This is a genomic window from Actinacidiphila sp. bgisy167 (genome assembly GCF_057707665.1).
Genome location: NZ_JBYIQP010000001.1, coordinates 148,813 through 170,059, shown reverse-complemented (window position 1 = coordinate 170,059; position 21,247 = coordinate 148,813). Strand labels below are relative to the sequence as shown.

The following is a 21,247-nucleotide window of genomic DNA, read 5'->3' as shown; positions in this document are numbered from 1 at the left end:
CAAACGGGGTGAATCGGTACAGCGGGTACGGCAGTTGTTACGCGTTCGCCGCCGCGACCGCGGTGGCCGCCTCCTTGGCCGCCTTGAGCGCGTCGGCCTTCAGTCCGGACTCGGCCGGGGGCTTCGCCTTCTCGAGGCCCGCGCCGTTGTAGGTGAGCACCAGCACGGCGTTCCGGGTGCGGGCGACGACCGTGACCTCCCGGTACTCCTCCTTGTCCTTCTTCGACGTCGAGGTGACCGCGGTGCCCGCGTCCCACGCGCCGTCCGTGACCGGCTCGCTCCTGGCGCCCTTGGCCTTGACGGCCGCGGCGACCTGCTCGGCGTAGCGCTCCTCGGCCTGCTCCTTTGCCGAGCCGAGACCGGCGACCGTGTCGTAGCGCTGGAGGGAGACGTCCAACCAGCGGTACTGGTAGCCGTCCAGGCCGTTCCACGAGCAGCCGCCGCGCTCGTCGCGCTCCGCGGAGTGCGCGGGGATTCCCGCCGGCTTCTTCGCCTTGGGCACCAGGGACTTGACGGTCTTGGCGCCGATGACCCGGCAGGGGTCGGGGAGTGCGGCGAACGTGGCGGGGGTCGCCGCGCCGGCCGACGGTGACGCGGACGCCGACGCGGGGGCCGAGACCGGGGCCGAGGGGGCGGCGGCCTTCCGCGCGTCGTCCTTCGACGAGTCCGAGCCGGATGAGCAGCCGGCGACGAGCATCACCGGCACGGCCGCGCCCACGAGCAGGCGGGCGAGGTGCGGGGCTGATCGGTGCATGGATCCTTCGCTCATTTCGTTGCGCGTCATGTCATGGCACAAACGGCCAGACTACGCGCCTCGCCTCATTCGTCGAGTTGATCTGCCAGCTCGGAGGCGATCTGCCGGGCGCCCAGCTGCAGCTCCTCGCTGGGCGGTTCGACCGATTTGTCCGTAGACCACTGGGAGAGTTCGACGGTGACCAGAACGTTCGCCATGCGGAAGACCACGGTGACGTCGCGGTGGGGTCCGGAGTTCCGGTTCTTGAGGACGTCGTCGAGGAAGGCCCCGTCGCCGAGGTCGTCGAGGGTGCGAGGGGAGGTGCCGCCGCCGGCGGCCGTCGCGGTCGGCGAGGCGGTGTCCGGGGCCGTCGGGCTCCCGGTCGGCGGTCCGGGCGGTTCGGTGGTGGCCGAGGCGGAGGCGTCGGCCGGTGGCGTGGCGGACGGGATGTGGGCGGCGGCGGCCCGGCTGCCGTAGTCCGCCGCGGCCTGGTCCTCGTCGCTGACGGACGTGTCGTACGACACGACGCGCTCGAGATCGATGCGCAGATAGCGGTTGCCGAGTTCGGTGCGGCCGGTCCACGCGCAGCCCGCCTTGCGGTCCGTGTCGAACGTCACGGCCGCCTCGCCCGCGTAGTCGTCCGCGTCCGGGACGAACTTCTCGAGGGTCGGGCGGGCCAGGGCGCCGCAGGGCTCGGGCAGCACCCGGTAGCGGCCGGGCGGGGCCGCCGGGGTGGACTGCCTGCCGCCCGCGGTGTCGCCGTTGCGTGCGCCCTCCCCGCTGCCGCCGGACCCGGTGCACCCGGCCAGCGCGGCGACGGCGAGCACGGTCGTGCATGCCGCGGCCGCCAGGCCCCGAATCCGGTGGTCGCGGTCTCCCGTTGGCAGCACTTGAGGTGGCCCTTTCCTCCGGCGATCGGTCCGGCGCCCGCGTAAATCCCTTGGCGGGAGTGGGCGACGGGTAGACACAATGTCTACCGCACGCGCTGCGGCCGTCGCCGAATCATGGGGCCTTATGGCCGACTTCGCCCTTTATTTCGCTTTCCATCGAGACGTGTTGTTTGCGTTGTCCTGATGGTTTCCGCCGTTCGTCCCAGGGGGACACCGAGATGTCGTACACACAAGTGCCCGGAGTGCGGGTGCCGATCCGCATGTGGACCGACCCGGCCGCGGTCGAGGGCGTCGCCATGCAGCAGCTGCGCAATGTCTCCTCGCTGCCGTGGATCAAGGGCCTCGCCGTCATGCCCGACGTCCACTACGGCAAGGGCGCCACGGTGGGCTCGGTGATCGCGATGCACGGCGCGGTCTGCCCGGCGGCGGTCGGCGTGGACATCGGCTGCGGCATGAGCGCCGTGCGGACGTCGCTGACGGCGAACGACCTGCCCGGCGACCTCTCGCGGCTGCGCTCCAAGATCGAACAGGCCGTCCCGGTCGGCCGCGGCATGCACGACGAGGCCGTAGACCCCGCCCGGCTGTACGGCCTGCCGACGGCCGGCTGGGACCGCTTCTGGGACGGCTTCGACGACCTGGCCGAGCCCGTCAGGTTCCGGCACGAGCGCGCGACGAAGCAGATGGGCACCCTCGGCTCCGGCAACCACTTCATCGAGGTCTGCCTCGACGAGGAGGGCGCGGTCTGGCTGATGCTGCATTCCGGCTCGCGCAACATCGGCAAGGAACTCGCCGAGTACCACATCGAGCAGGCCCAGAAGCTGCCGCACAACCAGGGCCTGGTCGACCGCGACCTGGCCGTCTTCGTCGCGGACACCCCGCAGATGGCGGCCTACCGGCGCGACCTGTTCTGGGCGCAGGACTACGCGAAGCGCAACCGCGCGATCATGATGGCCTTGTTCCAGGAGGTTCTGCGGCGCGAGTTCCGCAAGGCCAAGGTCACCTTCGGCGAGGTCATCTCCTGCCACCACAACTACGTGGCGGAGGAGCGCTACGACGGCATGGACCTGCTCGTCACCCGCAAGGGCGCGATCAGGGCCGGCAGCGGCGACCACGGCATCATCCCGGGCTCTATGGGCACGGGTTCGTACATCGTCCGCGGCCTCGGCAACGCCGACGCCTTCAACTCCGCCTCGCACGGCGCGGGCCGCAGGATGAGCCGCAACGCGGCGAAGAAGCGGTTCTCCACGCGGGACCTGGAGGAGCAGACCAAGGGCGTCGAGTGCCGCAAGGACTCGGGTGTGGTGGACGAGATCCCGGGTGCCTACAAGCCGATCGAGAAGGTGATCGAGCAGCAGCGCGACCTCGTGGAGGTCGTCGCGAAGCTCAAGCAGGTCGTCTGCGTCAAGGGGTGAGCCCGGTCGGGGCGGACCCTGCGGGCCGCGCCGACCGCGCGGCCCGCCGCGGCCGTCATCCCTGCGGCTCCCGGTGCACCCGGTGCTGTGCGGCCTGGGCGCGGGGGCGGACGACCAGCAGATCGACGTTGACGTGCGACGGGCGGGTGACCGCCCAGGTGACGGTGTCGGCGATGTCCTCGGAGGTGAGGGGCTCGGCCACGCCCGCGTAGACGGCGGCGGCCTTCTCCTGGTCGCCGTGGAAGCGGGTGAGCGCGAAGCCCTCGGTCTTCACCATGCCGGGGGCGATCTCGATCACGCGGACCGGCTCGCCGAGCAGTTCCAGGCGGAGCGTGCCGGCGAGGGCGTGGGCGCCGTGCTTGGCCGCCACGTAGCCGCCGCCGCCCTCGTACGGGGTGAAGGCGGCCGTGGAGGAGAGCACGACCACGGTGCCGTCGCCCGAGGCGATCAGCCCCGGCAGGAAGGCCTGGACGGTGTGGAGCACGCCGAGGACGTTGACCTCGTACATCGTGCGCCATTCCTCCGGGTCGGCCGTGGCGACGGAGTCCGCGCCGAGCGCGCCCCCGGCGTTGGCGAAGAGCACGTCCACGCGGTCCAGCGAGGCGGCGAGCGCGTCCACGGCGGCGCGGTCGGTGACGTCGAGGGCGACGGCCGCCGCGGAGTGACCCGCGTCGGTGATCTCCTTGGCGAGCGCCTCCAGGCGGTCGGCGCGGCGGGCGGTGAGCACGACGTGGTAGCCGGCTTCGGCGAGCCTGCGGGCGGTGGCGGCGCCGATGCCGCTGCTCGCGCCGGTCACGACTGCGGTACGGGGGCTCATGGTCGTGCTGCCTTTCGCCGGTCGGGGAGGTCGGGGGTCGCGGAGGGGCCGGGACCGCCCATGCCTGCAGCATAGGCCGGGTGGCGCCGGGCCCCCGCGGGGCGGTCGGCCAGGTCGGCCGGTACGCGGCCGGTCGCGGACCCGGCACCGTCCGGCGTCAGCCGGCCGCGGCCGCCCCGGTGCCGCGCGCGGCGGCCCGCCGCGCGCGGCTCTCGTACGGCGGGCGGTCCATCGGGTGGTCCGCCGCCCCGCCTCAGGCGCTCTGGTCGCCCTCGACGTTGGTGCCCGGGCCGAGCCCGGCGAGGGCGTCCTTGGCCACGGTCAGGGCGCCGGCGCGGATCACGGAGTCGGACGGCGCCTTCTTGGTCTCGAAGTCGCTGCCGTTGTAGGTGACCGTCACCACCGCGTTGCCCTTGCGGAACACCACGACCGCCTCGCGCGTCTGCTGCTTGTCCTCGGTCGTCAGCTCGACCGAGACGGACGCCTCGTCGCCGATGCCGGTCGCCGCGGCGGCCTTCGGGTTCTTCAGGCGCTTGTACGAGGCCTTGGCCGCCGCCTCGGCGTCCTGGCCGCCGCCGGTCGCCGACACCTCGAAGGTCACGTCGAGCCAGCGGTAGTCGAAGCCCTTGAGGGCGTTCCACGAGCAGCCGGTGCGGTGCGCCGGATCGGTCAAGGGCAGCGGCTTGCCCGCCGTCTTGGCCTCCGGCACCAGCTTCTTGATGGTGGCGGCCTTGATCGCGTTACACGGCGAGGGCGGCTTGGAGTACGTGGCGGGCGCGTCTTTCGCGGCGTCCGGTCCGGAAGCGGAGCCGGAGTCCGAACCGGGACCGGACCCGGAGTTCGAGCCGGACGGCGCGGTGGAGCCGGGGCGGGTTCCGTGCGCCGACGCGGGGCCGATCTCCTCGGAGGGTGAGGAGGCCATCGTCCAGCCGACGATGGCGAGTATGGCGGTGGGCAGCAGACGAGCCGCCAGGGTGAGGGGGAGGGACGCCACGGCGGTCTTCTCTTCGTCGATCCTGAGGAACGTGGGGATGAGAGGTGAGCGTGGGGGACGTGGGGTCTGAGCGTATGACGTGAGGATGAGATTGCCATATGAAAGTGGCCCGGGAACAGTCCAGATGTGCGGAGGATGGGGCACGGTGCGGTGCCGCACCGGCCCGACCCGGCGCTGACCGGGCGTAGCGCGGGATCTCGTCGGCATCGCCCGCCGAGGTGATGCCGCCCTGCTGCCAGCGCCTTCGGTATGGGTGGGCGGCGCGTCGACGGGAACGGCGTCAGAAGCGCGCCACCCAACGGCGCTGCCACGGCGTCTCCACCGCGCGCCGGGCGTAGTGCTCCCGCACATAGGCGACGGCCTCGCCGGAGGGCACCCCGTCCAGCACCGCCAGGCACGCGAGGGCCGTCCCCGTACGCCCGAGCCCGCCGCCGCAGGCGACCTCCACCCGTTCGTCCGCCGCCCGGCGCCACGCCTCGCGCAGCGCCTCCGCTGCGGCGGCGCGGTCGGCCGGCAGGCGGAAGTCCGGCCAGCGCACCCATCGGCTCTCCCAGGCCACCGCCGGGGGTTCGTGGCCGAGCAGGTGGAGCGCGAACGTCGGGACCGGCCCGGGCGGCAGCGGACGGCGCAGCCCCCGTCCGCGCACCAGCCGCCCCGACGGCAGCCGCAGCACTCCCGCCGCCCCCGGCTCCCAGCCGCCGGCCGGCTCAGTCGGCACGGTCACCGCACACCGCCGGGTAGAGCACGGCGCCGGTCAGGCCGCCCTCGCCGACCGCACCGGCCGGAAGGCCGGACAGACGCAGGCAGGCGTCCCGCGTCGCGTCCACGGGAGGGCACTCGACGCCCACGGCGCCGACCGCGGTCACCGCGCCCGCCTGGTGGAGTTCGCCGCCCGAGGACGGCGGTGGCGGCCCGCCCCGCAGGACGCCCAGGGCCACCACGACGCCCGGCTCGTCCGCGGCGCCGAACGCCTCGCGGATGTCGAACCGCCAATGCGCGCGGCTCGCCTGGAGCAGATACGCCCCGGACCTGCCGCATCGCGCCAGCGCGTCCCGGCGGGCGCGGACCAGCTCGGCGATCGCGCAGCACAACGGGGCGTCGTGCCCGGCCGACGTGCGGAAGCGGCCGAAGCCGGCGAGCGGCGCGGAACGCATGGCACGGTCGAGGAGGACGACCGCCGACTCGCGTGCGTGCGGATGGCCGCGTTCGGCGATGTCCAGCAGGAAGGGGGCGGCGACGACGGCCCCGGGGAGTACCTCGCCCGCGACCGCGCGGAGCAGGGAGCCACTGATCAGGGCCGCCACCGCGGCCGTGACCGCGTCGAGGTCGCGAGCCGCGGCCAGCGCCCTGAGCCCTGCCGCGGGATCGGGGCGCTCGGCCGGCGGCCCGTCCGCGGCGCCGGCCGTCCGAGGGCGCGGCGGCGGCGCGGGTATGGCGGGCCAGTCCACGGCGTCGATCTCGGTGAGCAGCATCCGCCCATGATTCCACCCGCCACCCCACCCGCCCCGGGATGGCGGGTTTCCCGTACGGGGCGGGTTTCGAGCGGCCGTCCCGCGCCGCTCGGCTTCAGGCGGTGTGACGCAAGTACAGGGCGCCGCAGCTGTGGCAGAAGGGCTGCGCCTGCGGCGTGCCCCACACGTCCTCGGGCTGTACGGCCGCCGCGGGGGACAGCTCCCTGCCGCACAGCCCGGTCGCGGCCCCGTCCTCGACCATGTGCCAGACCCGCAACGGGTTGTCACCGGCCGGGGTGCCGTCCTCGGTGTCGTACTCCGCGCGCATCTCGTACACCGGCATGCTGGTGCCTCCCGCATGGGTCTCGCCCTTCACAGGTCCCGTATTTCCAGTGTGTCCGCGCGCCGCACCCCCGGCCATCGAGGGCAGCCGGGAGCGGCGGATCGGGCGCCGCGTTCGGCCGGCCTCCCGTGGCGCGGCCAACGGGTCGGCGGCCCGGGCGAGTTCGCTCCGGCGGCCGCGGGCCGCCGAGCCGAAGCGCCCCTCGCCGGCGCGCCTTGGCGGCGGTGCTCGCAAGACCGCCGTACTCGAGGGTCCGGCGACGGACGGTCACCGGATTTGTCGCTCTCGGCCACTAAGAGAATTCCCAGAGCAGGAAAAAAGTACGGAATCAAGGGATTTCGCCGTATGTATTGACTGCGCGGAGTAATGGAATCTAGGGTTCGTCACAGAGGATGACTCTTATGAGCCGCATCCCGTACGGCATGTCACATCTGTGATGGTGCGTCCGCGACCACGAGGTCCGGCCGCACCCCCGTCGCACCAGTGCCTGGCGCATCGGCTGGTGCGGCCCGCGCACGGTCGCCCGCGACCGGCGCCGACGTCTCCCGCATCGAAGGGGGAACGACAATGCGCGTCCAGAGCATGACCATCCGCCGCGTCGCCGCAGCGGCTCTCGCGGCACCGATCCTGGCCCTCGTCGGAGCCGGCGCGGCCGGCGCGGCGCCGCAGCAGGCGGCCCCCGCCTCGCACCAGTCCGTCGTCGCGCACGGGGACGGCTGCCGGGGCTACGGCGACTGGGGTTACGGATGGCGGTACAACCACCACTTCGACGACTGCGGCTACGGCTACGGCTACGGAGGTTACGGCGGCTACGGCTACGGCTATGACAACGGCGTCGTCGTGGTGGTGGTCTGACCGTCAGCGCACACGCCGGTGAGGCGGTACCCGCCCGGCGCCCGTCACGGCCACACCAGGCAGTACAGCTGGTGCCCGCTCTCGTGGCAGCGCCGGGCGAAGTCCTGCCATTCGTGCAGCATCTTGTAGATCACGAACGCGTCCCGCGGACCGCGGCGGTCCGGGACGGTGGACCAGATGAAGGCGGCGGCGCCGAGTGACTCCTCGCCGGCCTTGCGCAAGGGCTCGACGACGGAGGGGGGCAGCTTGACGACGGCGTAGTCGGGGTGGAGGACGACGAGTTCCAAGGGCGGGACCTTCGCCGGAGGTATGCCCTCGATACCCGTCAGCACCATGGCGGCCAGGGTCTCCGGCTTGACCTTGGTGTACATGCCCTGACCCAGCTCGTCGCCGCCGAGTTCCTCCGGGCGCATCGAGATGGGGACCCGAGCGGCGGTGGCGCCGTCGGGCGCGCCGAAGTACTTGTAGGTCACCCCCACTCGGCCACCCCTGCTCCCGCTGTTCTCGACGGCCTTGTCGCGCTCTCTCTGCGGCCGGCGGCGCCGGCCGGTGGGGCGGGCGCGCTCGGCGTCGGGGTCGTCCGCCCCGTCGCCCACGTCGCCGCGTTCGCCACCGCGCTGCATTCCACTACCCGACCATCCGCAGACCCAACCGCGCAACCCGATCATCGTCTCAGATGCACGGTCGATACCTCGCCGCGCAACGCCCGGCATTTGAGAGCATGTGTGTGTGAGCTATCCGTACGCCTACGACGCGCCAGTTTCCCAGACCTTGTTCGATCGAGCAGCCGCCGTGACCCCGGGCGGGGTGAACAGCCCGGTACGCGCCTTTCGCGCGGTGGGCGGCACGCCCCGGTTCATGGTGTCCGGAACGGGTCCTTATCTCAAGGACGCGGATGGCCGGGAGTACGTCGACCTCGTCTGCTCGTGGGGGCCGATGATCCTCGGACACGCCCACCCCGAGGTGATCGCCGCCGTGCAGGAGGCGGTTGCGCGGGGTACCTCCTTCGGCACGCCCGGTGAGGGCGAGGTGGAACTGGCCGAGGAGATCGTGGCGCGCGTCGCGCCGGTGGAGCAGGTGCGGCTGGTCTCCTCCGGCACCGAGGCCACCATGTCGGCGATCCGCCTGGCGCGCGGGTTCACGGGCCGGGCCAAGGTGATCAAGTTCGCGGGGTGTTACCACGGTCATGTGGACGCCCTGCTGGCCGCCGCGGGTTCCGGGGTTGCCACTTTCGGGTTGCCGGACACCCCCGGGGTGACGGGCGCGCAGGCAGGCGACACCATCGTGCTGCCCTACAACGACCTCGAGGCCGTACGGGCCGCGTTCGCCGCCCACCCCGGCGAGATCGCCTGTGTGATCACCGAGGCGTCGCCCGGCAACATGGGCGTCGTGCCGCCGCTCGAGGGCTTCAACCAGGGCCTGGCGGACCTCTGCCGGGACAACGGCGCGCTGTACGTCTCCGACGAGGTCATGACGGGCTTCCGCGTCTCGAAGGCCGGCTGGTACGGCATCGACGGCGTCCGCCCCGACCTGATGACCTTCGGCAAGGTGATGGGCGGCGGCTTCCCCGCCGCGGCCTTCGGCGGCCGTGCCGACGTGATGGCGCACCTCGCGCCCGCCGGCCCCGTCTACCAGGCGGGCACGCTCTCCGGCAATCCGGTGGCGACCGCCGCGGGCCTCGCCCAACTGCGGCTGCTGGACGACGCGGTGTACGAGAGGGTCGACTCCGTCGCCGCGGAGGTCTCGGGTCTGGTCTCCGCCGCCCTCGCCAAGGAGGGGGTGGCGCACAGCCTGCAGACCGCGGGCAACATGTTCTCCGTCTTCTTCACCGAGGAGAAGGTGACCGACTACGACGAGGCCCGGAAGCAGGAGGCGTTCCGCTTCACCGCCTTCTTCCACTCGATGCTCGCGCAGGGCGTGTATCTGCCGCCCTCCGCCTTCGAGTCGTGGTTCGTGTCGTCGGCGCACGACTCCGCCGCCGTCGAGCGCATCGCAGCCGCCCTGCCGGCCGCCGCCCGCGCCGCCGCGGAGGCCACGGCATGAGCGAGATCACGATCGTCCACCTGATGCGGCACGGCGAGGTGGAGAACCCCACCGGCGTGCTCTACGGGCGTCTTCCCGGATACCACCTGTCCGACCTGGGCCGGAAGATGGCCGACCGGGTCGCCGAGCACCTCGCGGGCCGCGACATCCGCCATGTCGTCGCCTCGCCGCTGGAGCGCGCCCAGGAGACCGCGGCGCCCATCGCCGCCGTGCTCGGCCTGGACATCGCCACGGACGAGCGGCTGCTCGAGGCCGACAACGTCTTCCAGGGCAAGACCTTCGGCGTCGGCGACGGCGCGCTCAAGCGCCCCGCCAACTGGAAGCACCTGGTCAACCCGTTGCGGCCGAGCTGGGGCGAGCCGTACGCGGACCAGGTCGTCCGTATGACGGCCGCGCTGGAGGCGGCCAGGGACGCGGCCCGCGGCCACGAGGCGGTGTGCGTCAGCCACCAGCTGCCGATCTGGATCGTGCGCAGCGCCGTCGAGGGGCGGCGCCTGTGGCACGACCCGCGCAAGCGGCAGTGCACCCTGGCGAGCCTGACGTCCTTCACCTTCGAGGACGACCGGATCGTCTCCGTCGGCTACTCCGAGCCCGCCCGCGACCTCGTTCCCCCGCATCTGCTGGCCGGGGCCAAGCCGGTCAAGGGCGGCAGCAAGGGCTTCGGCGCCTGAGCCCGCGCTCTTGAAGGGGTCCCCGGCCTCCGGTCGGGGGCGCCCTCGGGCGCGGTGCGCGCACGGCGTAGCGTCCTCCCGCAGCGGGTTGCTCGTGGCGGGTTGCTCGTGGCGGGTTCCTCGCAGCGGCTCCTCGGAGGGCTCGGCGACGCACCCTGGCGCCCCAGGGCCGACGGCTGAAGGCGGCACTGCCGGTCGTGCCCCGGCATCCGCGACTCCCCCGAAGGCGCCGGTCACGGCGACCGGCGCCTTCGGCGGCTCGCGACGTCCGCCGCCGCATGGCGCGACGCGTGCCCGCCGCGTCGCGTTCACGCATCCACGGGGAACCCGCAGCACGTGCTCGACATCCAGTGTGGTGAGTCGAGGCGGACAACGGATTGGGGCGTGGCATGCGGGACATCAGCCGTCGAGGGGTGCTGGGACTGGCGGCGGGGGCGGCCGCGGCGGGGCTGGCGGGCTGCGCCGGGCACCGCCCCGGTGGCGGCCACGGGGCCGCCGGGGCCCCGCCGACCCCGTCCGTGAGCGGGTCGAAGGGGCGGCCCTCCGCCTCCGCCTCCCCGTCCCCGTCGGTACGGACGATCGGCGACGGTTCCACGGCCGACACCGGGCCTCAGCCGCACCAGCCGGTGGTGGAGCGCCTCGAACCGGGGCAGACGCCGCCGCAGTTCGTGGTCTTCTCCTGGGACGGGGCGGGCGAGCTGGACAACGGCCTCTTCGAGCGCTTCCGCAAGATCGCCCTGGAGCACGACGCGAAGATGACCTTCTTCCTCTCGGGCGTCTACCTGCTCCCCGAGTCGAAGAAGCGGCTCTACAAGCCGCCACGCAACCGCGTCGGCGCCTGCGACATCGGCTATCTGACCGACGCCCACATACGCGCCACCCTGCAGCAGGTGCGGCTGGCCTGGCTCGAAGGCCATGAGATCGGCACGCACTTCAACGGCCACTTCTGCGCGGGTTCCGGCTCGGTGGGCCGCTGGAGCCCGGCCGACTGGCGCGACGAGATAGAACAGGCCGTCGGCTTCGTGGAGAACTGGCGCACCCACACCGGCTTCACCGACCTGCCCCCGCTGCCCTTCGACTACCGCAAGGAACTGGTCGGCGGCCGTACGCCGTGCCTGCTGGGCCAGAGCTCGCTGCTGCCCACCGCGGCCGGCCTGGGCTGGCGGTACGACGCCAGCGGGCCGGGGGGCTCGCAGATGTGGCCGGGCAGGAAGCACGGGCTGTGGGACCTGCCGCTCCAGGCGATACCTTTCCCCGGCCGTTCCTTCGAGGTGCTCTCGATGGACTACAACATGCTGGCCAACCAGTCGGTCAACTCCACCCGCGGCAACCCCGCCCACTACCCCGCCTGGCAGCGGCAGGCCCGCGACGCCTACCTGGCGGGCTTCCGCCGGGCGTACGAGACCAACCGCGCGCCGCTGTTCATCGGCAACCACTTCGAGCAGTGGAACGGAGGGATCTACATGGACGCCGTGGAGGAGGCGCTGCGCCGGATCGCCGACCACCAGGACGTGCGACTGGTGTCGTTCCGCCAGTTCGCGGACTGGCTGGACGCGCAGGACCCGGCGGTCCTGGAGAAGCTGCGCACGCTCGGGCCGGGGCAGCGGCCGGCGGGCGGCTGGCGCCGGTTCCTCGCGCAGGAACGTTCCCTCAGTCCGTCCTCCTCCACCACGTCCCCTTCGTAGGGCGGGCCGGCGGCCCCGCGTCGTCCCCCGCGTCGTCCCCCGTGCCGTCCCCCGTCCGGCGTCGCCCTGACGGGCGACTCGCACAGACCTCGTCAGGGGCCGCGCGCCGGGCCGCGCGGCGCGATTAAGCGACCCTTACTTGGGGCATTTGCCGCTTTGGGCAAAGGTGTCGGGGGTGCGTAAGATCGCCGGTGGCCTCATGCGAAACTTTTCACATGAGTCCTACGCGCGCCCTCCGACGCCGTCCGCTCCGCGGTGCCGCGGCACTCGCCGGGGCAGCCGCGCTCGCGCTGGCCGTCACGGCCTGCTCGACCTCCACCGCGTCCTCCAACGGCACCGGCTCCGGAACGAACTACGTCGGCGGCACGGGCGAGATCTCCGTGGTCGAGCAGGGCCACCGGATCGCGGCGCCCGAGCTCGCGGGGAAGTCCGTCGAGGGCGCGCCGCTGAGCCTGGCCGACTACAAGGGCAAGGTCGTCGTCCTCAACATCTGGGGTTCGTGGTGCCCGCCCTGCCGGGCCGAGGCGCCGCACCTGGCCAAGGTGGCGAAGGAGACCGAGGGCAAGGGCGTGCAGTTCGTCGGCATCAACACCCGCGATCTGCAGACCGCCCAGGCCAAGGCCTTCGAGAAGGAGTTCGGCATCCCCTTCCCGAGCTTCTACGACCCCTCCGGCGACCTGGTGCTGCGCTTCCCCAAGGGCAGCGTCAACCCGCAGGCCATCCCCTCCACGCTGATCATCGACCGGCAGGGGAGGATCGCCGTGCGGGCGCTGAAGGAGCTCAGCGCCGACGAGTTGCACGAGGCCCTCGACCCGGTCGTCGCGGAGAAGTGACGTGAGCGCACTCGCCGTCGGCGCCAACGAGACCGTGCTGAACGGAGCCCTGCTCGCCGCCGTGCCGATCGCGCTCCTCGGCGGTCTGGTCTCGTTCTTCTCCCCGTGCGTGCTGCCGCTCGTCCCCGGCTACCTGTCGTATGTGACGGGGGTCACCGGCACCGACCTGGCCGAGGCGCGCCGTGGCCGGATGGTGGCGGGCGCGTCGCTGTTCGTCGTCGGGTTCACCGCCGTCTTCGTCTCCGGCGGGGCGCTGTTCGGCAACTTCGGCTGGACGCTGCAGGAGCACAAGACGGTCATCACCAAGGTGCTCGGCGCGCTGACGATCGTCATGGGCCTGGCCTTCATGGGCCTGGTGGGCGGTATCACGCAGCGCGAGTTCCGCTTCCACCGCAGGCCCGCGATGGGTCTGGTGGGCGCCCCGCTGCTCGGTGTGCTCTTCGGGGTGGGCTGGGCCCCGTGCATCGGCCCGACCCTGGCCGCCGTCCAGGCACTCGCCTTCAACGAGGCCAGCGCGGGCCGCGGCGCGCTGCTGACCGCCGTCTACTGCCTTGGTCTCGGCCTGCCGTTCATCGTGGCGGCCGTCGCCTTCCGCCGCGCGCTCGGCGCCTTCGGCTGGGTCAAGCGCCACTACGTGTGGGTGATCCGGACCGGCGGTGGCATGCTCGTGGCCGTCGGCGTGCTGCTCGTCACCGGCGTGTGGGACCACATCGTCTACCAGATGCAGATCTGGTCGAGCGGCTTCACCCCAGGGATCTGATCCATGACCTCCAAAGACACCGCGGGGACCGCTCCCGGCCAGGCCGCGGACACCGGTGCCGACCTCGGCGCGGCCGGCGCACAGCTGTCGACCGCTCCCGTCGAGGACCTCGGCCAGGCCGTTCCCGGCTCCTTCGGCGGAGTCCGCGCTCCGGGCCCGGCCGGCGCGCTCGCCTGGACCGGCCGCGAGATCTGGGGCTGGGTGCGCTGGACCTGGCGCCAGCTCACCTCGATGCGGGTGGCGCTGATCCTCCTCTTCCTGCTGTCGCTGGCCGCCGTCCCCGGTTCGCTGGTGCCGCAGACCGCCGTCGACGAGATCAAGGCGCAGGACTTCAAGGCCGCCCACACCACGCTGGCCCCGTTCTACGAGAAGCTCGGGCTGTTCAACGTCTACAGCTCGGTGTGGTTCTCGGCGATCTACATCCTGCTGTTCGTCTCGCTCGCCGGCTGCATCATCCCGCGCAGCTGGCAGTTCGTCGGCCAGCTGCGCGCCAAGCCCCCGGCCGCCCCGCGCCACCTCACCCGGCTCCCGGCCCACGCGACCTGGCGCACCGAGGCCGCCCCGGAGGCGGTGCTCGCCGCCGCCGAGCGCGCGCTGCGCGGCCGCCGCTTCCGCACCCGGGTCGCCGGCCCGGCGGTCGCCTCGGAGAAGGGCTTCCTGCGCGAGGCCGGCAACCTGGTCTTCCACATCGCCCTGTTCGGCCTGCTGATCTCCTTCGCGGCGGGCGGACTGTTCAAGGCGGAGGGCGGCAAGCTGATCGTCGAGGGCGACGGCTTCAACAACACGCTCACCCAGTACGACGACTTCAAGCCGGGCACCTTCTACAGCGCCGACGACCTGGACACCTTCGGCTTCGAGCTGGACGGCTTCACCGCCTCGTACGCGCGCAGCGGCCCGCAGAAGGGCACCCCGCGCACCTTCCGCGCCAACATCCACTACTGGACGAGCCCGGGCGGCAAGCGGACGAAGTCCACGATCGAGGTCAACAAGCCGCTGGAGGTGGGCAGCTCCAAGGTCTACCTGATCGGCCACGGCTACGCGCCCGTGGTCACCGTCAAGGACGGCCAGGGCAACGTCGTCTTCCAGGGCCCCGTCCCGTTCCTGCCGCAGGACGGCAACCAGACCTCGCCCGGTGTCATCAAGGCGATGGACGTCCGCGACCATGCCGGGAAGAAGACCCAGTACGCCTTCCAGGGCCTGTTCACCCCCACCTTCGCGCTGGACGCGCAGCGGGGCCCGCACTCGACCTTCCCGGCCCTGGACTACCCGGTGCTGGTGCTGACCGCCTACCACGGCGACCTCGGGGTGGACGCCGGCCTGCCGCAGAACGTGTACCAGCTCGACACCAAGAAGATGAAGCAGTACAAGGACGCCGACGGCGGGATCCTCAACGACATGCTGCGGCCGGGCGACTCCCTCACGCTGCCCGGCGGTGACGGATCCCTCACCTTCGACGGCGTCAAGACCTGGGCCACCTTCCAGGTCTCCCACCAGGTCGGCAACGGCTGGGCGCTGGCCAGCGCCGTCGCCGCGATCGCCGGGCTGGCGGGCTCGCTGTTCATCCAGCGCCGCCGGGTGTGGGTGCGCGCGCTGCGCGGCGAGGACGGCGACACGGTGGTCGAGCTGGCCGGACTCGGCCGCAGCGAGTCGGCGCGGATCGCCGACGAACTCGGCGCGCTCGCCGCCGACCTCACGGCCACGGCCCCGCCGCTGCCCGAGCAGGACCCGCAAGCGGAGTCCCCAGCGGCTCCTCGAGCGGCCGACGAAGCCTCAGAAGAACCCCTGCCCCATGACGAAGGAGCGCGCGCGTGACCATCGCTGCCGCGGTCAACGAGAACGTCGCCCACATCAGCAACTACCTGATCTACTCGGCGATGGCGGTCTACACGCTCGCCTTCCTCGCGTACATCGCGGAGTGGGTCTTCGGCAGCCGCAGCAAGGTCGCCAGGACCTCCGCCGCGCTCACCCCCGCCGCCGCCGCGCCGGAGGTCACCGTGACCGTGCGGCAGGCGGGCGGCGGCACCGCCACCCTGACCCGCCCCAAGGTCGTCACCCGGGCCTCCGCCAGCGACCGCGGCTTCGCCGACGGCCCCGGCGCGGCCGGCGGCACCGAGCAGGGCGACCTCTACGGCCGCATCGCGATCTCCCTCACCGTGCTGGCCTGGGCGCTGCATGTGGGCGGTGTCGTGGCGCGGGCCGTCTCGGTGCAGCGTGCCCCCTGGGGCAACATGTACGAGTTCTCGACGACCTTCGGCGCCAGCGCGGTCACGGCGTACGTCGTGCTGCTCGCGCTCGGCAAGAAGGTCCGCTGGATCGGGCTCTTCCTCACCACGACCGTCCTGCTCGACCTCGGTCTCGCCGTCTCCGTCCTCTACACCGACAGCGACCAGCTGGTCCCGGCCCTGCACTCCTACTGGCTGTGGATCCACGTCTCCTGCGCGATCATCTCCGGTGCGGTGTTCTACCTGGGCGCGGTCGCGACGCTGCTGTACCTCTTCAGGGACCGCTACGAGACGGCCCTGACCGCCGCGGGCAAGGCCGAGGGAGCCTGGGCGAACATCATGTACCGCCTGCCCTCGGCCGCGAGCCTGGACAAGTTCGCGTACCGCGTGAACGCCATGGTCTTCCCGCTGTGGACGTTCACGATCATCGCCGGCGCGATCTGGGCCGAGGCCGCCTGGGGCCGCTACTGGGGCTGGGACCCCAAGGAGACCTGGTCCTTCATCACCTGGGTGGTCTACGCGGCCTACCTGCACGCCCGCGCCACCGCCGGCTGGAAGGGCCGCAAGGCCGCCTACCTGGCGCTGCTCGCCTTCGCGTGCTTCCTGTTCAACTACTACGGCGTGAACATCTTCATCACCGGCAAGCACTCCTACGCGGGCATCTGACCTCCGCGCCGGGCATCCGGCTCCGCGGTGGCGGAACCGGATGCCCGGGCCGCGGGGCGACGGCGGGCGTCACGCGCCGATGTCCTCGTTCCACAGGTCCGGACGGGCGGCGACGAAGTCCGTCATCAGGGCGACGCACTCCGGGTCGTCCAGCAGGACGATCTCCACACCGTGCTCCGCCAGCCAGTCGTGGCCGCCGTGGAAGGTGCGGGCCTCGCCGATGACGACCCGGGAGATGCCGAACTGCCGGACCAGGCCGCTGCAGTACCAGCACGGCGACAGCGTGGTCACCATGGTCGTGCCGCGGTAGGCGCGCTGCCGCCCGGCCGCGCGGAAGGCCGCCGTCTCGGCGTGCAGGGACGGATCGCCGTCCTGCACGCGGCGGTTGCGGCCGCGGCCGAGCACCGTGCGGCCGTCCGGGCCGTACAGGGCCGCGCCGACGGGGATGCCGCCCTCCGCGAGCCCGGCCCGGGCCTCGGCGACGGCCGTCGCCAGCATTGTCCGCGCGTCGTCCATGACGGCAGTGTGCCGCAGGATCAGCCGCGCGGCAGGTTGTCCTGGCCGTCGCCGGAGCCGCTCTCGCGCTGCCGCAGCTCCTCCTCGCGGCGCCGCAGATCGGCCTCCCAGCTCTTGAGCAGCTGCTCGTCCTTCTTGTTCTCCTCGCGCAGCGAGTGAAGGAACTCCGGGTTGTCGTCCGGCGCGACCCACTGCGTGCGGTGGTTGCGGTGCCATTCCGCGGGCGTGCTCCCGCCCGCCGGGGCCGTGCGGTGCTTGCCGGCCACCAGCCAGGCGATGGGGCCGATCAGCACTTCCCCGAAGAACAGGATGATCAGGACCCACACCACCTTGGGCAGTCCGCGGACCTGCTCCTCGGGCGTGTTGAGGCAGTCGATGAAGGCGTAGATCCACAACGCCAGCACCAGCAGGAACGGGATGTACCGAATCATCGCGGAGGTGCCCCCCAGGCAGCGGCGGCGGGGCGCGGCAGGGCCCCGGTGACGGGTCCAGGGTAGTGCGTGCCGGATACTGGACCGCATGGCTTACGACGATCTTCGCTCGCTGCTGAGGGCCCTGGAGAAGGAGGGGGACCTCAAGCGCGTCAAGGCAGAGGTCGACCCGTACCTGGAGGTCGGTGAGATCGTCGACCGCGTCAACAAGGCGGGCGGTCCGGCGCTGCTGTTCGAGAACGTCAAGGGCTCCTCGATGCCCCTGGCGATGAACGTGTACGGTACCGACCGCCGGCTGCTGAAGGCACTGGGCCTGAAGTCCTACGCCGACATCGGCGACCGCATCGGCGGGCTGCTCAAGCCGGAACTGCCGCAGGGCTTCGTCGGTGTGCGCGAGGCCTTCGGCAAGCTCGCAGGGATGACGCACGTGCCGCCGAAGAAGGTGAAGGACGCGCCTGTCCAGGAGGTCGTGCTCACCGGCGAGGACGTCGACCTCGACGCGCTGCCCGCGCTGTTCACCTGGCCCGGGGACGGCGGCTCCTTCTTCAACCTCGGCTTGACGCACACCAAGGACCCCGAGACCGGCGTCCGCAACCTGGGCCTGTACCGGCTGCAGCGGCACGACCGCCGCACCATCGGGATGCACTGGCAGATCCACAAGGACAGCCGCAACCACTACCAGGCGGCCCAGCGGCGCGGCGAACGGCTGCCGGTGGCCATCGCGTTCGGCTGCCCGCCCGCCGTGACGTACGCCTCCACCGCGCCGCTGCCCGGCGACATCGACGAGTACCTGCTCGCGGGCTTCATCGGGGGCAAGCGCGTCGAGATGGTCGACTGCAGGACGGTGCCGCTCCAGGTGCCCGCCCAGGCCGAGGTGGTGCTGGAGGGCTGGCTGGAGCCCGGCCGGATGCTGCCCGAGGGGCCGTTCGGCGACCACACCGGCTTCTACACCCCGCAGGAGCCCTTCCCGGCGCTGACCATCGACTGCGTGACGATGCGCAGCAGGCCGCTGCTGCAGTCCATCGTGGTCGGCCGGCCGCCGACCGAGGACGGTCCGCTGGGCCGGGCCACCGAGCGGTTCTTCCTCCCGCTGCTGAAGGTCATCGTGCCGGACATCGTGGACTACCACCTGCCGGAGGCCGGCGGCTTCCACAACTGTGCGATCGTCTCGATCGACAAGAAGTACCCCAAGCACGCCCAGAAGGTCATGCACGCCATCTGGGGCGCGCACATGATGTCGCTGACCAAGCTGATCGTCGTGGTCGACGCCGACTGCGACGTGCACGACCTGCACGAGGTCGCCTGGCGGGCGCTGGGCAACACCGACTACGCCCGCGACCTGTCGGTCGTCGAAGGCCCGGTGGACCACCTCGACCACGCCTCCTACCAGCAGTTCTGGGGTGGCAAGGCGGGCATCGACGCGACCCGCAAGCTGCCCGAGGAGGGCTACACCCGCGACGGCGGCTGGCCCGAGATGGTGCTCTCCGACCCGGAGACCGCCGCGACGGTCGACCGCCGCTGGAAGGAGTACGGGCTGTGAGCGCCGAATCCGCGACGCCGGATCTGTTCGGGCCCTCGCCGCGGCCGGACGGCAAGGTCCGGGCGTTCCTGCGGCTGGTGTTGATCGAGCACTCGGTCTTCGCCCTGCCGTTCGCCTACATCGCCGCGCTCAGCGCGATGTTCGCGCAGGACCGTTCCGTCCACTGGTGGCAGCTCTTCCTGATCACCGTCGCGATGGTCGGCCTGCGCACCTTCGCGATGGCCTGCAACCGGATCATCGACCGCGAGATCGACGCCCGCAACCCGCGCACCGCAGGACGCGAACTGGTCACCGGCGCCGTGTCCGTGCGCTCGGCGTGGACCGGTGCGCTGTTCGCCGTGGCGTTCTTCCTGGGCGCCGCCGCGCTGCTGAACCCGCTCTGCCTGGCGCTGGCGCCGGTCGCGGTGGTGCCGATGGTGGTGTACCCGTACGGCAAGCGCTTCACCGACTACCCGCACGCCATCCTCGGCCTCGCCCAGGCCATGGGCCCGGTTGGCGCCTGGCTGGCGGTCACCGGCTCCTGGTCGTGGGACGCCGTCATCCTCGGTCTCGCGGTGGGCGTGTGGATCGGCGGCTTCGACCTGATCTTCGCGTGCCAGGACGTCGCCGCGGACCGCGCCCACGGGGTGCGCTCGGTCCCGGCCCGCTTCGGCGTCGACGGCGCGCTGTACGGGGCGCGGGCGAGCCACGCGGTGACCACGGTGCTGCTCGTCTGGTACGGACTGGCGGTCGGCGCCGGGGCCTTCTGGTGGGTCGGCATGCTGATCGTGGGCGGCGCCTTCGTCTACGAGCACAGCATCGTGAAGCCCGGCGACCTCAGCAGGCTCAACCGGGCGTTCTTCACGGTCAACGGCTTCATCGGCGTGGCGTTGTTCGTCTGTGCGCTGCTGGACCTGGTGGTGCGCGGGCTGGGCGTCTGACGCCGCGGCCCGGGCCGGGCGCGTCCGCGGGCGACCGGGCGGGCCGCGTCCGGCCCGTCCGGTCAGCCGCGCAGGAACGGCAGGGCGAAGAACTTCGGGTAGGTCCACCACTGGCCGCTGTTGGCCTTGGTGCTGCCGACGATGCAGAAGATCAGTCCGACCAGCATGTGCAGCCCGGCCAGGGCCATCACGCCGAAGCCCGTGAGGGGCAGCCAGAGCGGGTCCTCGCCCGCCGACATGGCCATGCCCGCGATGCCGCCCCCGTAGCCGGCGAGGACGAACACGCCCACGATGGCCGTGGTGATGCCGTAGTTGATCGCCTGGGCGGTGTGGTGCCGGACGAAGGGGTCGTGCTTGTTGTGCTGGTTGGAGCGGATGACCAGCGGGGCCACCCACGCCAGCGCCCAGCCGAGGCAGCACACGCTGCTCCCCGCCACCAGGGTGAGCAGCGCGCCGAGGTGGGCCCACATCGCGGGCGTGGTGGGCGGCCGCGGCGGCGGGGGCGGGAAGGGCACCGGCCCGTGGGCGTAGCCGTAGCCGTACGGCGGCACGGTGTTCGGCACCGGAGCGGGCGGCGGCGGGTACGGCGAGGCCGGCGGAGACATGGCGGGGCCGTCCGGCTCCTGCCCCTGCCCCGGTGGCGCGGTCGGTGCCGCACCCTGCGGTGGTACATCCTCGTGCTTGCTGAAATCGGTCATCGGAAGCCCCCCCCGTCGCGTTGTTCCGGGAATCCTACGGCGTCATCTGAGCGACCCGTCGGCGGGCCGGTCCCGGAAGAGGAAGGCGCCCACGACGCCGCCGATGAGCCCGAAGAGGTGGCCCTGCCAGGAGACCCCCTGGGCGGTGGGCAGGACTCCCCACAGGATCGAGCCGTACGCCACCGCGACGATCAGGCCCACCGCGATGTCGATGAGGCGCCGGTCGACGAAGCCGCGCACCAGCAGGTAGGCGAACAGGCCGAAGACGATGCCGGAGGCGCCGGCGGTGTTGGTGTGCGCCGGTGCCACCAGCCACACCCCGCCGCCGCTCGTCATGACGATGACGAAGACCACGCTCAGCAGGCGGCCGGTGCCGCGCAGCGCCGCGAGGAAGCCCAGCACCAGCAGGGGCAGGCTGTTGGCGGCGACGTGGTCGAAGCCGAAGTGGACGAACGCGGCCGGGACCACGTCGCGCAGCTCGCCGATCTGACGGGGCACGATGCCGAAGGTGTCGAGCGCGTGATGGGTCATCACGTCGACGCACTCGATCAGCCAGAGCAGGCCCACCCAGAGGAACATGACCGCCGCGGCCGTCTTCGCCCGTTCTCCCGGACCCGGACCCGGGAGCGGGGCCGCGTCGCCTCGGACGCCCCGGCGGGCGCCGCCGGCGCCACGTCCGGCGATGGGTTCGTACGCCACAGGCCCCCCTCGTGGTGGTCCGCCGCCCGCCCGGCCGGTCGGGCTCCCCTCACGGTAGACAACGAGAC

General features: G+C 72.3%; 23 protein-coding genes. 11 read left to right on the top strand and 12 right to left on the bottom strand.

The genetic code is table 11. From position 1 onward, the window contains the following. Positions 1-37: 37 nt before the first annotated feature. The gene (locus AC3ET4_RS00910) at positions 38-754 is read right to left on the bottom strand and encodes a DUF3558 domain-containing protein (protein WP_431944688.1); all 717 of its coding nucleotides are present in this window, start codon (positions 752-754) and stop codon (positions 38-40) included. A 65-nt stretch (positions 755-819) separates the two neighbouring features. After that, complete coding sequence (locus tag AC3ET4_RS00905; RefSeq protein WP_431944686.1) at positions 820-1,623, bottom strand: hypothetical protein; 804 nt, start codon at positions 1,621-1,623, stop codon at positions 820-822. A 218-nt stretch (positions 1,624-1,841) separates the two neighbouring features. Between AC3ET4_RS00905 and AC3ET4_RS00900 the strand changes: the two genes are divergently transcribed. Next, positions 1,842-3,035: an RtcB family protein gene (locus AC3ET4_RS00900; protein ID WP_431944684.1), complete on the top strand. Its 1,194-nt coding sequence runs from the start codon at positions 1,842-1,844 to the stop codon at positions 3,033-3,035. A gap of 55 nt (positions 3,036-3,090) precedes the next feature. On the opposite strand, the gene AC3ET4_RS00895 is transcribed toward AC3ET4_RS00900, so the two are convergent. The 5 genes from AC3ET4_RS00895 to AC3ET4_RS00875 all read right to left on the bottom strand — a co-directional run bounded on the left by AC3ET4_RS00895 (position 3,091) and on the right by AC3ET4_RS00875 (position 6,640). Beyond that, a complete protein-coding gene (locus tag AC3ET4_RS00895; protein WP_431944682.1) occupies positions 3,091-3,852 on the bottom strand; it encodes an SDR family NAD(P)-dependent oxidoreductase in 762 nt (253 codons plus the stop codon). A gap of 253 nt (positions 3,853-4,105) precedes the next feature. Next, positions 4,106-4,846 (bottom strand): hypothetical protein, encoded by a 741-nt coding sequence (locus tag AC3ET4_RS00890; protein ID WP_431944680.1) that lies wholly within the window; start codon positions 4,844-4,846, stop codon positions 4,106-4,108. Positions 4,847-5,126: 280 nt separating this feature from the next. Then, complete coding sequence (locus tag AC3ET4_RS00885; protein WP_431944678.1) at positions 5,127-5,564, bottom strand: protein-tyrosine phosphatase family protein; 438 nt, start codon at positions 5,562-5,564, stop codon at positions 5,127-5,129. Beyond that, positions 5,554-6,318, bottom strand: a complete 765-nt coding sequence (locus AC3ET4_RS00880; RefSeq protein ID WP_431944676.1) for a hypothetical protein — start codon at positions 6,316-6,318, stop codon at positions 5,554-5,556. The genes AC3ET4_RS00885 and AC3ET4_RS00880 overlap by 11 nt, the downstream gene beginning before the upstream one ends. A 94-nt stretch (positions 6,319-6,412) precedes the next feature. After that, positions 6,413-6,640, bottom strand: coding sequence for a hypothetical protein (locus AC3ET4_RS00875; protein ID WP_431944674.1), 228 nt, complete (start codon positions 6,638-6,640; stop codon positions 6,413-6,415). A gap of 567 nt (positions 6,641-7,207) precedes the next feature. Here AC3ET4_RS00875 and AC3ET4_RS00870 point away from each other — a divergent pair. Then, positions 7,208-7,495, top strand: coding sequence for a hypothetical protein (locus tag AC3ET4_RS00870; RefSeq protein ID WP_488175897.1), 288 nt, complete (start codon positions 7,208-7,210; stop codon positions 7,493-7,495). A 44-nt stretch (positions 7,496-7,539) separates the two neighbouring features. Here AC3ET4_RS00870 and AC3ET4_RS00865 read toward each other — a convergent pair whose 3' ends face one another. Beyond that, positions 7,540-8,118 (bottom strand): hypothetical protein, encoded by a 579-nt coding sequence (locus AC3ET4_RS00865; RefSeq protein ID WP_431944671.1) that lies wholly within the window; start codon positions 8,116-8,118, stop codon positions 7,540-7,542. A gap of 106 nt (positions 8,119-8,224) precedes the next feature. Between AC3ET4_RS00865 and hemL the strand changes: the two genes are divergently transcribed. From hemL to ccsB, 7 genes are all read left to right on the top strand, one after another. Then, positions 8,225-9,538: a glutamate-1-semialdehyde 2,1-aminomutase gene (gene hemL, locus AC3ET4_RS00860; protein WP_431944669.1), complete on the top strand. Its 1,314-nt coding sequence runs from the start codon at positions 8,225-8,227 to the stop codon at positions 9,536-9,538. Then, positions 9,535-10,209, top strand: coding sequence for a histidine phosphatase family protein (locus tag AC3ET4_RS00855; RefSeq protein WP_431944667.1), 675 nt, complete (start codon positions 9,535-9,537; stop codon positions 10,207-10,209). The genes hemL and AC3ET4_RS00855 overlap by 4 nt, the downstream gene beginning before the upstream one ends. A 389-nt stretch (positions 10,210-10,598) precedes the next feature. Further along, a complete protein-coding gene (locus AC3ET4_RS00850; protein WP_431944665.1) occupies positions 10,599-11,894 on the top strand; it encodes a polysaccharide deacetylase family protein in 1,296 nt (431 codons plus the stop codon). Between the two features lie 215 nt (positions 11,895-12,109). Further along, positions 12,110-12,727 carry a TlpA family protein disulfide reductase gene (locus tag AC3ET4_RS00845; protein ID WP_431944663.1) on the top strand — a complete coding sequence of 206 codons (618 nt, stop codon included), beginning with the start codon at positions 12,110-12,112 and terminating at the stop codon, positions 12,725-12,727. Position 12,728: 1 nt separating this feature from the next. Continuing rightward, positions 12,729-13,487: a cytochrome c biogenesis CcdA family protein gene (locus AC3ET4_RS00840; RefSeq protein ID WP_431944661.1), complete on the top strand. Its 759-nt coding sequence runs from the start codon at positions 12,729-12,731 to the stop codon at positions 13,485-13,487. Positions 13,488-13,490: 3 nt separating this feature from the next. Beyond that, positions 13,491-15,299, top strand: coding sequence for a cytochrome c biogenesis protein ResB (resB, locus tag AC3ET4_RS00835; RefSeq protein WP_431944659.1), 1,809 nt, complete (start codon positions 13,491-13,493; stop codon positions 15,297-15,299). Next, entirely contained in the window at positions 15,296-16,375 is a 1,080-nt protein-coding gene (ccsB, locus tag AC3ET4_RS00830) for a c-type cytochrome biogenesis protein CcsB (protein ID WP_431944658.1), read from the top strand. Before resB ends, ccsB begins: the two co-directional genes overlap by 4 nt. Positions 16,376-16,444: 69 nt before the next feature. On the opposite strand, the gene AC3ET4_RS00825 is transcribed toward ccsB, so the two are convergent. Continuing rightward, a complete protein-coding gene (locus AC3ET4_RS00825; protein ID WP_431944656.1) occupies positions 16,445-16,891 on the bottom strand; it encodes a nucleoside deaminase in 447 nt (148 codons plus the stop codon). A 20-nt stretch (positions 16,892-16,911) separates the two neighbouring features. After that, the gene (locus AC3ET4_RS00820; protein ID WP_431944654.1) at positions 16,912-17,322 is read right to left on the bottom strand and encodes a PLD nuclease N-terminal domain-containing protein; all 411 of its coding nucleotides are present in this window, start codon (positions 17,320-17,322) and stop codon (positions 16,912-16,914) included. A gap of 88 nt (positions 17,323-17,410) precedes the next feature. On the opposite strand from AC3ET4_RS00820, the gene AC3ET4_RS00815 reads away from it, so the two are divergent. Both AC3ET4_RS00815 and mqnP read left to right on the top strand, forming a co-directional pair. After that, entirely contained in the window at positions 17,411-18,862 is a 1,452-nt protein-coding gene (locus AC3ET4_RS00815) for a menaquinone biosynthesis decarboxylase (RefSeq protein ID WP_431944652.1), read from the top strand. Beyond that, positions 18,859-19,782, top strand: a complete 924-nt coding sequence (gene mqnP / locus AC3ET4_RS00810; RefSeq protein WP_431944650.1) for a menaquinone biosynthesis prenyltransferase MqnP — start codon at positions 18,859-18,861, stop codon at positions 19,780-19,782. Before AC3ET4_RS00815 ends, mqnP begins: the two co-directional genes overlap by 4 nt. A gap of 62 nt (positions 19,783-19,844) precedes the next feature. Here the strand turns inward: mqnP and AC3ET4_RS00805 are convergent, their stop codons facing one another. Together AC3ET4_RS00805 and AC3ET4_RS00800 are read right to left on the bottom strand one after the other, a co-directional pair. After that, a complete protein-coding gene (locus AC3ET4_RS00805) occupies positions 19,845-20,480 on the bottom strand; it encodes a DUF4870 domain-containing protein (RefSeq protein ID WP_431944649.1) in 636 nt (211 codons plus the stop codon). Positions 20,481-20,522: 42 nt separating this feature from the next. Further along, positions 20,523-21,059, bottom strand: coding sequence for a rhomboid family intramembrane serine protease (locus tag AC3ET4_RS00800; RefSeq protein ID WP_431944647.1), 537 nt, complete (start codon positions 21,057-21,059; stop codon positions 20,523-20,525). Positions 21,060-21,247: the final 188 nt, after the last annotated feature.